Source organism: Aureimonas ureilytica (genome assembly GCF_001475935.1).
GTDB lineage: Bacteria > Pseudomonadota > Alphaproteobacteria > Rhizobiales > Rhizobiaceae > Aureimonas > Aureimonas ureilytica_A.
Map to the genome: position 1 here is coordinate 56,696 of NZ_LDQA01000070.1, position 11,105 is coordinate 67,800.

The following is an 11,105-nucleotide window of genomic DNA, read 5'->3' on the forward strand; positions in this document are numbered from 1 at the left end:
GGGCTGGGTCTCAACTTGTAGAACGACCACCATCGGGCGCGCGGCAAGGGGAGGCGGCGGGCGTCGAAGCTTTCGGGGGACCGCGTCATCTTCAGGACCATCGCGCATGTCGCCTCGATCTTCGGTCTGGTTCTGGCGGGCGCCATGCTGCTCCCCGCCCTGGTGGACGTGATCGACTCGAACCGGGACTGGATCGTCTTCGTCGGCTCGGCGGTGGTGATCGCGGCCATCTGCACGCTGATCGCGGTCGCGACGCGCGGCGAGCCCTTCCGTCCGAGCCCTCGTCTCGGCTTCCTGCTGGTCACGGTGATCTGGAGCACGGGCAGTCTGATCGGCACGATCCCGATCTATTTCGCCCTGCCGCAACTGGGTTTTGCCGCGGCCCTGTTCGAGTCGGTCTCCGGGCTGACGACCACAGGAGCGACCACGATCTCGGGCCTCGACGCCTTGCCGCGCGGACTGCTCCTCTGGCGCTCGCTCCTGAGTTTTCTCGGCGGCATCGGGATCATCGGAATGGCGCTTCTGATCTTTCCCTCGCTGCGCGTCGGCGGCATGGCGCTGTTCCATCTCGAAAGCTCGGATCGCTCCGGCAAGCTCCTGCCGCGCGTGAGCCAGCTTTCGGCAGGGATCGTGGGGGTCTATGTCTCGCTGACGCTGCTCTGCGCCATTCTCTATCACGTCTGCGGCATGCCGCTCTTCGACGCGGTGAACCATGCCATGTCGACGCTGGCGACGGGCGGTTTCTCCACCCATGACGAGTCGCTCGGCTTCTACCAGTCCGATGCGATCCTGATGGTCGCGACCGTCTTCATGATTTTGGGGGCCTTGCCCTTCGTGCTTTACATCAGGCTGTTCCTGCCGCGCCGCTTTCAGCGCTGGCGCGATCCGCAGATCGGCCTGTTCCTCGTGATCTGCCTCGTGCTGACGCTCGTGCTGGCGGCCACGCGGATCGTCATCAACAATGTGTCGATCAAGGAGGCCCTGATCTCGTCGGCCTTCAATCTCGTCTCGGTCATCACGACGACGGGCTTCGTGTCGGAGGATTTCACGCTCTGGTCGAATGCCGCGATCGGCATTTTCTTCTTTGCCATGTTCATCGGCGGCTGCGCGGGCTCGACGGCGGGCGGCATCAAGGTCAACCGCATCATCATTCTCTATGCGTTAGTCCGGGCCAATTTCCGGCGCGTGCTGCGGCCTCATTCGGTGCAGCGGCTGAAATACGGGCATGACGACATCTCGCTCGAAACGCTTCAAAGCGTGACGATCTTCATCTTCCTGTTCTTCCTGTCGCTGCTGGTCGGCACGACCGCGCTGTCGATCTGCGGGCTGGACCTTCTCACCGCGTTCTCCGCTTCGCTGACGGCGGTCGGCAATGTCGGCCCCGGCTTCGGCCAGTTGATCGGCCCCGCCGGCAACTTCTCCTTCCTGCCGGCACCGGCGCTCTGGATCCTCTCCTTCATGATGCTGATCGGCCGTCTCGAACTCGTCACCGTGCTCGTGCTTCTGTCGCCGAGCTTCTGGAGGGATTGATGCGCATCGCCTTCATCAATCTCGACCGCGCCACCGAACGCCGCGCCTTCATGGAGGCGCAGGGCGACAAGCTGGGACTCGCCTTCGAGCGGGTGCGCGCGGTGGAGGCGGGGGAGATCGAGGAGGCGCTGGCCGCGCGGCTGAACGGGCGCTGGGAACGTCCCCTGACGCGCGCCGAACTCGGCTGCTTCCTGTCGCATCATATGCTTTGGCGGGAGGTGACGGAGGGGCGGGGGCCGATGCTTGTCTTGGAGGATGATGCGATCCTTTCGCGTCAGCTCCCTTCGGCCTTGCCAAGCTTGACGGCTTTCGCCGGAGCGGAGTTTCTCAATCTGGAGAGTTTCGAGCGGCAGCGCTTCGTGGCGCGGCAGGCTTCGGGCTTGGGGCCAGGGCTCGCCGTGCGGCGCGTCTTTCGCGACAAGTCGGGTTCGGCGGCCTATCTTCTCTGGCCAGCGGGCGCGCGCAAGCTGCTGGCGCGTGCCGAGCGGGGCGCGGCCCCGGTGGACGCCTTTCTTCATGGACTCTCCGGCCTGAACGCGTGGCAGGTCGAGCCTGCGCTGGCCATTCAGGCGCATCTTTGGGAGCGGCGGAGCGGCGGCGCGCCGATCGATGCTGCCACCTCGATCCAAGCCCCGCGCGGCCACTTGCCGCTGACCCTCGCCAATCTCCCGTTCCGCGCCCGGCGGATCGCGACGCAGATCAGGCTCGCGGGGCAGCATCTCCGCCGTCTCGGCCCCGCGACCTATCGCAGGACGGATTTGCGCGACGAGGATTTCCGTTAACGGCCTTCGCGCCACAGCCGCTCATAAACGGCGTTGATCGCCTCCGCCTCGCGCGAGAGGGGAAACTCGGCGCGGGCCTTGGCGAGCGCGGCGCCGACCGCAGCCTCGCGCGCCGTGTCATCCGCCATCCACCTCTCGCAGGCCGCGATCAGCGCGGGCAGGTCTCCGGGTGGGAAGATCGTGCCGGTCTCGGGCGTCACCACGTCGGAGAAGACGCCGACATCGGCGGCGACCACCGGAACGCCGGTGGACATAGCCTCCAGCGGCGTGAGGCCGAAACCCTCCCAGCGCTGCGGGGCGACGAAGAGGTCCAGCGCCTGATACCAGCGCTCGATGTCGCGATGTTCGCCGACGAAGAGAATGCGGGATGTGAGGCCGGCGGCCTCGACACGTTGTCGAAGCTCTGCCTCGAAACCGTGGTGCTCCGCCGTGGCGCGCCCGGCGACGATGGCCTGCCAGCCGGGGTGATGGGGCAGGAGGCCGATCATCGCCTCAACGAAGAGATCCGTGCCCTTCTGCCGGCGCACGCGGCCGAAGCAGCCAAGCGTGCGAAGCGAGGGCTCCAGCCCGAGCGCGGCCCGCGCTGTCTCGCGGCTCTCTGCGGGGCGAAAGCGCGTCTGGTCGATCCCATGGGTGACGACCTTGCTCGGAACGCCGAGATAGGCCGATGTGCGCGAACTCGTGGCGATCACCGCGTCCATGCGCGCAATGAGCCAGCGCGTATAGGCTGTGTGCCGACGCTGCGAGGCGGAGGTGAAGACGAGGCGCAGCGGCATTCGCAGGACATCGCGCAGGAGGATGCCCGGCAGCATTTCCACGTTGCGGCGGGCATGCCAGATGCGGAAGGGCCGGCCGTTCGGTTTTTGCCAGAGGCCGGGCAGGGCGAGCCAGCTGAGCTTGGGGAGATGAGCGGGGAGACCGGGGCCGAGCGCGCGAATGCCGAGCGAGCGTGCCTGTTCGGGAACGAGCTGGATAATGGTGGAGGTCACGCCGGACAGTCGGCGCTTGAAGTTGGGCGCGATGACCTCGACCCGGCGGATCGAGCCGCCAGGTTCGGAGCCGGGATCAGACATTCCGCGTCGGCTTTCCGCCGCAGGGGTCTGTCCCCGGTTCCTAGACGTCCATGTCACGCGGCGGCCTGGATGGCGTCATCGAGAATGCGCAACTCGGCCTCGTAGCGTGCGACACGCTGCTCGGCTTCTGGGCCGGTCATGAACTGCCGGGCGCTTTCCAGATTGTCCTTGAGGTCGGCGCGCTTGACCGCGCGGGCAAGCGGCAGCGCGACGGCGCGGGCGACGAACTCTTCCTCCCGCTCACCCTCGCGGCGCGTCAGTGCGTCCACGGCGGCGACGATCTCGGGCGAGAAACCCTTGGCGGCCAGCGCGTCCAGTGTCCAGCCGGGGCCTTTTTCGACCACGTCGTGAAGCAGGGCGACGATGCGCTCGTCCTCGCCACAGACGCAGCCCGCGACGCGGCGAAGATGGGCCAGAAAGGGCCGACCGCGCTTGTCGGTCTGGCCTTCATGTGCGACCGAGGCGATCGCCTCGGCCTTTTCGAGAAGAGACGTCGGCATGATGAAAGGCACTCAAAGTCTGTTTGACAATTCGCCGGCGCGAGGCCGGCGAGGTATGGTTCGTTCCCGCTGGGCCGCGAGGCTATGAAAGCCGAGCGGCATCAGCAAGGATTTGCAAGGAGAAACCGGCCAATCCCGGCCGGCCGAGGGCTCAGACCCAGCGCAGCTCGATGATCTCGTAGGAGCGGGCTCCACCGGGGGCCGCGACCTCGACCGTGTCACCCTCGCTCTTCCCGATCAGCGCGCGCGCGATGGGCGACGAGATGGAGATGCGGCCCTGTTTCACATCGGCCTCGGCATCGCCGACAATCTGATAGACCTTCTCTTCTTCCGTGTCTTCGTCCACGAGCTTCACGGTGGCGCCGAACTTGATCCTGTCGCCGGAAAGCTTGGAAACGTCGATGACCTCGGCCCGTGCGGTGAGATCCTCCAGCTCGCCGATGCGCCCCTCGTTGAGGCTCTGGGCTTCCTTGGCGGAGTGATATTCGGCGTTCTCGGACAGGTCGCCATGCGCCCGCGCTTCCGAGATCGCGGTGATAATCCGGGGGCGTTCTTCCTGCTGGCGGCGGCGCAGCTCTTCCTTGAGAGCCTCGAAACCGCCGACAGTCATCGGCACTTTTTCCATGCCATCTACCCTTGCTTTTCGGACACCCGGCGCTCGCCGGATCGTCTCGCATCGTCCGGCGCCTGCCGGAATTAAAAAGCCGGCCGGCTTCCCGAGGGATGCCAGCCGACCGGTCATTCATGATCAAACGAACTTAGCGACGTTCGCCCGTAACTCAAGCGGCTTCAAAATAAGACTGAAGCGAGCGGACTTCAAGGCTTCCGGCTTTCAGCGCCGCGATCGCCTGCGCGGCGGCTTCCATTCCGGCCAGCGTGGTGAAGTAGGGCACCTTGTGCATCAGGGCCGCGCGGCGCAGCGAACGCGAGTCGGACAGCGCCTTGGCGCCTTCCGTCGTGTTCAGGACGATCTGTACCTGACGGTTGCGGATCGCGTCCTCGATATGCGGACGCCCTTCCAGCACCTTGTTCACCTTCTCGGCCACGACGCCGTTCTCGGCGAGGAAGCGATGGGTGCCCTCGGTGGCCGAGACGCGGAAGCCCAGCTCCACCATACGCTTGACGGTCGGCAGCATCTTCGCCTTATCGCCGTCGCGCACGGACACGAACATCGTGCCATCGCGCGGCAAATCGACCGAGGCGCCGAGCTGGGCCTTGGCGAAGGCCAGAGCGTAGCCCTTGTCGAGACCCATCACCTCGCCCGTCGAGCGCATCTCGGGGCCTAGCAGCGTGTCGACACCGGGGAAGCGCGCGAAGGGGAAGACGGCTTCCTTGACCGCGATGTGCTTGAGGTTCTTCACATCCGGCTTGCCGCCATAGGAAGCGAAAGCGCTTTCCAGCGTCTCGCCCGCCATGATGCGCGCGGCGATCTTGGCGACCGGCGAGCCGATGGTCTTGGCCACGAACGGCACGGTGCGCGACGCGCGCGGGTTCACTTCGAGAACGTAGATCTCGTCGCCCTTGATGGCGAACTGCACGTTCATCAGGCCGCCGACCTTGAGAGCCAGCGCCATGTCGCGGGTCTGACGCTCCAGCTCGTCGGTGATGGCGCGCGACAGCGAGTGGACCGGCAGCGAACAGGCCGAGTCGCCCGAATGGATGCCAGCTTCCTCGATATGCTCCATGATGCCGGCGACGAACGTGTCCGTGCCGTCGCAGAGGCAGTCGACGTCCACTTCCGTCGCGTCCGACAGGTAGCTGTCGATCAGGACCGGCGACTTGCCGGAGACGACCACGGCTTCCTTCATGTAGCGCTCGAACTGCGTGTCGCCGCGCACGATCTCCATCGCGCGTCCGCCCAGCACGTAGGACGGGCGGATGACGACGGGATAGCCGATGCGCTCCACGATGACGCGCGCTTCCTCGACCGAGCGCGCGATGCCGTTGTTGGGCTGGCGCAGGTTCAGGTCGTGCAGGAGCTTCTGGAAGCGGTCGCGATCTTCGGCGAGATCGATCGCGTCGGGCGAGGTCCCGAGGATCGGGATGCCGGCTTCTTCCAGCGCATTGGCGAGCTTGAGCGGAGTCTGGCCGCCGAACTGGACGATGACGCCGTGCAGCGTGCCCTTCGACTTCTCGACGCGCAGGATTTCGAGCACGTCCTCGGCCGTCAGCGGCTCGAAATAGAGACGATCGGACGTGTCGTAATCGGTCGAGACCGTTTCGGGGTTGCAGTTGATCATGATGGCTTCGAGGCCGGCGTCGCGCAGCGCGAAGGCGGCGTGGCAGCAGCAATAGTCGAACTCGATGCCTTGGCCGATCCGGTTCGGACCGCCGCCGAGGATGACGACCTTCTTTCGGTCCGACACGCCGGCTTCCGAGCGCAGCTCGCCCGCGAAGGGCCGCTCATAGGTCGAATACATGTAGGGCGTCGGGGAGGCGAATTCGGCGGCGCAGGTGTCGATGCGCTTGAAGACGGGATGCACGTCGAGACGCTCGCGCAGCGCCTGAACCTCGGCTTCGCTCCGGCCGGCGAGCTTGGCAAGGCGCGCGTCGGAGAAGCCGACCGACTTCAGGAAGCGCAGGTTCTCCGCGTCCTCGGGCAGACCGGCCGTCTTGATCTTGGCTTCCAGGTCGATGATCGCCTTGAACCGGTCGATGAACCAGGGATCGATCTTGGAGGAGCGATGGACCTGCTCCTTGGTGGCGCCCTCACGCAGGGCCTGCGCCACCATGCGCAGGCGATCGGGCGTCGGCGTGCCGAGCGCGGCACGGATGGCGTTCTTGTCGTCGCCTTCGCCGAGGCCGGGGATCACGATCTCGTCCAAGCCGTCGAGGCCGGTTTCGAGGCCGCGCAGCGCCTTCTGGAGGGATTCCTCGAAGGTGCGGCCGATCGCCATCACCTCGCCGACCGACTTCATGGCGGTGGTCAGGACCGGAGATGCGCCGGGGAACTTCTCGAAGGCAAAACGCGGGATCTTCGTGACGACATAGTCGATCGTCGGCTCAAACGAGGCCGGCGTCGCGCCGCCCGTGATGTCGTTCTTGAGTTCGTCCAGCGTGTAGCCGACCGCGAGCTTGGCCGCGATCTTGGCGATCGGGAAGCCGGTGGCCTTGGACGCCAGCGCGGAGGAGCGCGAGACGCGCGGGTTCATCTCGATGACGACCAGACGGCCGTTCTCGGGGTTCACCGCGAACTGGACGTTGGAGCCGCCTGTCTCGACGCCGATCTCGCGCAGAACCGCGATCGAGGCGTTGCGCATGACCTGATATTCTTTGTCGGTCAGCGTGAGGGCGGGGGCGACGGTGATCGAGTCGCCCGTGTGAACGCCCATCGGATCGACGTTCTCGATGGAGCAGACGATGATGCAATTGTCCGCCTTATCGCGGACGACTTCCATCTCGTATTCCTTCCAGCCGAGAACGCTCTCTTCGATGAGAACTTCGGTGGTGGGGGAGGCGTCGAGACCGCCTTCGATGATCTCGAAGAATTCCGAGCGGTTGTAGGCGATGCCGCCGCCCGTGCCGCCCATGGTGAAGGACGGGCGGATGATGGCGGGCAGGCCGACATGCTCCAGCGCTTCGGCCGCCGCGCCCATGGCGCGCGCCATGTAGCGCTGCTTACGCTCGGTCTCGCCGAGATTCCACTCGTTTTCCAGCGCCTGCAGGGCCTCGTCGCGCTCGGGGCCGTCCACGGTCTCGCGGATCAGCGCCGCGCGCTTCTCCTCGTGCGCGAGGCGGTCGGCGCCCTTCGCTTCCGTTGCGTTGGCGAGATAGCTCTTGGGCGTTTCGAGGCCGATCTTGGCCATGGCCTCGCGGAACAGCGCGCGATCCTCGGCCTTGTCGATGGCGGTGGCGTCGGCGCCGATCATCTCGACATTGTACTTGTCGAGAACGCCCATTCGCTTGAGCGACAGCGCGGTGTTGAGCGCGGTCTGGCCGCCCATGGTCGGCAGGATCGCGTCGGGGCGCTCCTTGGCGATGATCTTCGCGACGACTTCGGGTGTGATCGGCTCGATATAGGTGGCGTCGGCGAGATCGGGATCGGTCATGATCGTCGCCGGGTTCGAATTGACCAGGACGATCCGGTAGCCTTCCTCACGAAGCGCCTTGCAGGCCTGCGTGCCGGAATAGTCGAATTCGCAAGCCTGTCCGATGATGATGGGACCGGCGCCGACGATCAGGATGGTTTTGATATCTTGGCGCTTGGGCATGGCTCATCCGTCTGTTCATCGTGCGCCGACACCCCGCGCCGCAAGCGGCCGGGGTGTGTGCGCGTTCAAATTCAAGGTCAAGGCCGGCTTATAGGCAATACCGGCACAAGGTGAAAGGGACAAACGGCCTTTTCAGTCGATTCCTTGATCGCCGTTAACGGGAGGGCTTGGCGAGGTCGGCCGCCGAGCGCGGCAACGTGCGGCCGTCATAATGCTCGCGGCCGAGCGACAGGGCGAAACAGGCCAGTTCCACCGTGCGCGGAATCTCGACGCGCTTTCCGTCCCGGTCGCCCTTCTCGTAATATTGAATGACCCGCTTCTTCAGGCCGAGCCGGTCCGCGGCATCTTTCTGCTTGAGCCCCATGTCGCGCCGCCATTGGCGAAATCCGTCCGAATCCATCTGCGCGCCCATGGTTCTCTCCTGTTCAGCCTCGCTTAAACTCGGCGGCGCAAGCTGACGCAACGCCCCGCCCGGCGTCCTAGCAAACTTCCCCTCAGATGCAATGAAATGTGCACATCGTGCGGATTTGCCCTCTTGTCGAGGCGCACATTGTGCGTACTTAATGGGGAGTGGAAGCGAGGGTTGTGGCGGTGTGCGCCATCGAACGCTGATCCATCTCGAGGAAAGGAACATGCCATGTTGGCCGATCTGATTGTGAGCCGCTCCGCCTGCGGAGCCGACCGGGGGCGTGACGACCTGCATCGTCATGCGACCTTCAGCTGCGGCGTCAGCGCCGTCTGGCGTCGTCTGATGCGAGTGCTTCATCTCGCATGACGAGCGCGTTCTGTTCGTGTCGAATAGGTGAGCAGAACGATTAAAGGCGCCGGTGAGATCACCGGCGCCTTTTTCATATGACGAAGCTGATGTCGCGATCAGGCGGCTTTGGCGCCCCGATGATCGTGGATCATCTGGAAGAAGCGCTGGAAGAGATAATGCGAGTCCTGCGGGCCGGGGGAGGCCTCAGGGTGATGTTGCACGGAGAAGACCGGCGCGCCCTTGACGCGCAAGCCGCAATTCGTGCCGTCGAACAGGGAGATATGCGTTTGCTCGACGCTCTCGGGCAGCGAGGCCGGGTCCACCGCGAAGCCGTGGTTCATCGATACGATCTCGACCTTGCCGGTCGTGAAATCCTTCACCGGATGGTTCGCGCCGTGATGGCCCTGGTGCATCTTCTCGGTGCGCCCGCCTAGCGCCAGCGCCAGAAGCTGGTGCCCCAGGCAGATGCCGAACATCGGAATGCCGGACTTCGCCAGCTCGCGGATCACCGGCACGGCATATTCGCCTGTCGCCGCCGGATCGCCTGGTCCGTTGGAGAGGAAGATGCCGTCCGGCTGGTGCTTCAGGATGTCGTCCGCGCTGGTGGTCGCCGGCACGATCACGACGCGCGCGCCGTGGCCCGACATAAGGCGCAGGATGTTGCGCTTGGCGCCGTAGTCGATCGCGACGATCGTGTAGTTCGGCTCGGAATGGCTGCCATAGCCGGCGTTCCACACCCAGGGGCCTTCGGTCCAGACTTCCTCGGCTGGCGTCGCGGCGTCCTTGGCGAGGTCCAGGCCGACGAGGCCGGTCCATTCCGCCGCCTTGCGCTTGAGCGCCTCGACGTCGAACACGCCATCCGCCCGGTGGGCGATCACGGCATTGGGCATCCCCTTCTCGCGGATCAGAGCGGTGAGGGCGCGCGTGTCCACGCCCGACAGCGCCACCACGCCGCGCTTCTTCAGCCAGGCGTCGAGGCCGCCGGCCGAGCGATAGTTCGAGGGGGCCGACACTTCGGCACGGAAGATCGCGCCGACCGCGCCGATGGCGTTGTCGGGAACGAGATCCTCGACGTCCTCGTCGTTCGCGCCGACATTGCCGATATGGGGGAAGGTGAAGGTGACGATCTGCTTGGCGTAGGACGGGTCGGTCAGGATTTCCTGATAGCCCGTCAGTGAGGTGTTGAAGCAGACTTCGCCTAGCGCTTCGCCTTCGGCACCGATTCCGTCGCCTTCGATCACGGTTCCGTCGGCGAGCACCAACAAGGCAGTCGGTTTCCTCTGCGGCCAGTTCGCGCTGCTCATCGGGTCTCTCCGTTCGGGATCCATCGGGCTTGTCGAGGCCGCGCGTCGCGGCCGAGCCCTTCCGGAACGTTTCTATTGCCCTAATGGGGCGCGAACGCAACCCTCTTGTCGGTGGAGAACAGGGCTATCCCCTTGCAAACGCACCGATCAAAACTTAATGCATTATGAAATCGGCGGCGCAGGTCGGACCCTGCGCCCTCGCCACGGATCGGAGAGTGCATGTGTCAGGCTGGCCAGTCTGGCTATCTAGCTCATGGACCACGACAGGATGATGACGCTACGGCCAGCCGAGGCTACAGCGATCTCCGCGCCGCTCCGATCGCCTTTACCTTCAGGTCAGTTTCTCGAACTAGGATGGTAGCCCATTCGGCGTGGGCCTATCAGCCTAATCGCACCGGTCGCGGCTTGCCCGCGTCGGGCGCACATAGGACAGATGCGTATGCGTGAACAGATCGCAGCCGCCCTTCAGGACGCCAGCGCTGCCGGCGACAAACGGCGAGGCTGCCTTCTTCGCCTCATCACCGCCGCGATCCGCGATCGCGACGCCGCCAGCCGCATGGCCGGCAGAGACAAGGTTCCCGATAGCGACATCGCCTGCATTCTCTCGCTTCTGGTGGAGCAGCGCGAGCGCACCGCCAATGATCTGGCCGAAAAGGGCCGGAACGAGGATGCGGCCCGCGAGCGCGCGGATGCCGAACTGATCCGCGCCTTCCTGCCCGCCCCGCTGCCGGTGGTGGAAATGGTGCAGGCTTGCAAACAGGCCGTCAGCGACACCGGCTCCAAGGGTCTGCGCGATGTCGGCCGCTGCCTCGGCGCGTTGAAGGAACGCTACGATGGCAAGGTCGACCTGACGCAGGCCTCCGGCGTCGTCCGCTCGCTCCTGAGCTGAAGCGAGCGAGCTTGTTGCGCGGGCGTCAGGCCTCGCGCTCCGCCAATTGGCGGGCTGTC

At 65.4% G+C, this 11,105-nt stretch carries 10 protein-coding genes; 4 read left to right on the forward strand and 6 right to left on the reverse strand.

Features of this window, described 5'->3' with window-relative positions:
• Positions 1-132: 132 nt before the first annotated feature.
• Both NS365_RS21255 and NS365_RS21260 read left to right on the forward strand, forming a co-directional pair.
• On the forward strand, positions 133-1,530 hold the full coding sequence (locus NS365_RS21255) for a TrkH family potassium uptake protein (protein ID WP_153003887.1): 1,398 nt from the start codon (positions 133-135) through the stop codon (positions 1,528-1,530).
• A complete protein-coding gene (locus NS365_RS21260) occupies positions 1,530-2,312 on the forward strand; it encodes a glycosyltransferase family 25 protein (protein WP_058602296.1) in 783 nt (260 codons plus the stop codon). Before NS365_RS21255 ends, NS365_RS21260 begins: the two co-directional genes overlap by 1 nt.
• Here NS365_RS21260 and NS365_RS21265 read toward each other — a convergent pair.
• The 5 genes from NS365_RS21265 to NS365_RS21285 form a co-directional block, all read right to left on the reverse strand.
• Positions 2,309-3,385, reverse strand: coding sequence for a glycosyltransferase family 4 protein (locus NS365_RS21265; RefSeq protein ID WP_058602297.1), 1,077 nt, complete (start codon positions 3,383-3,385; stop codon positions 2,309-2,311). The genes NS365_RS21260 and NS365_RS21265 overlap by 4 nt on opposite strands.
• A gap of 53 nt (positions 3,386-3,438) precedes the next feature.
• On the reverse strand, positions 3,439-3,885 hold the full coding sequence (locus NS365_RS21270; protein ID WP_058602311.1) for an HD domain-containing protein: 447 nt from the start codon (positions 3,883-3,885) through the stop codon (positions 3,439-3,441).
• Between the two features lie 151 nt (positions 3,886-4,036).
• The gene (gene greA, locus NS365_RS21275) at positions 4,037-4,510 is read right to left on the reverse strand and encodes a transcription elongation factor GreA (protein ID WP_058602298.1); all 474 of its coding nucleotides are present in this window, start codon (positions 4,508-4,510) and stop codon (positions 4,037-4,039) included.
• A gap of 154 nt (positions 4,511-4,664) precedes the next feature.
• Positions 4,665-8,096 (reverse strand): carbamoyl-phosphate synthase large subunit, encoded by a 3,432-nt coding sequence (gene carB, locus NS365_RS21280; protein WP_058602299.1) that lies wholly within the window; start codon positions 8,094-8,096, stop codon positions 4,665-4,667.
• 154 nt (positions 8,097-8,250) lie between these two features.
• Positions 8,251-8,508 (reverse strand): helix-turn-helix domain-containing protein, encoded by a 258-nt coding sequence (locus tag NS365_RS21285; RefSeq protein WP_244498523.1) that lies wholly within the window; start codon positions 8,506-8,508, stop codon positions 8,251-8,253.
• Positions 8,509-8,733: 225 nt separating this feature from the next.
• Between NS365_RS21285 and NS365_RS24625 the strand changes: the two genes are divergently transcribed.
• Positions 8,734-8,871: a hypothetical protein gene (locus tag NS365_RS24625; protein WP_193753500.1), complete on the forward strand. Its 138-nt coding sequence runs from the start codon at positions 8,734-8,736 to the stop codon at positions 8,869-8,871.
• A 98-nt stretch (positions 8,872-8,969) separates the two neighbouring features.
• On the opposite strand, the gene carA is transcribed toward NS365_RS24625, so the two are convergent.
• On the reverse strand, positions 8,970-10,157 hold the full coding sequence (carA, locus tag NS365_RS21290; protein ID WP_058602300.1) for a glutamine-hydrolyzing carbamoyl-phosphate synthase small subunit: 1,188 nt from the start codon (positions 10,155-10,157) through the stop codon (positions 8,970-8,972).
• A gap of 439 nt (positions 10,158-10,596) precedes the next feature.
• Between carA and NS365_RS21295 the strand changes: the two genes are divergently transcribed.
• On the forward strand, positions 10,597-11,046 hold the full coding sequence (locus tag NS365_RS21295; protein ID WP_058602301.1) for a GatB/YqeY domain-containing protein: 450 nt from the start codon (positions 10,597-10,599) through the stop codon (positions 11,044-11,046).
• Positions 11,047-11,105 lie beyond the last annotated feature (59 nt).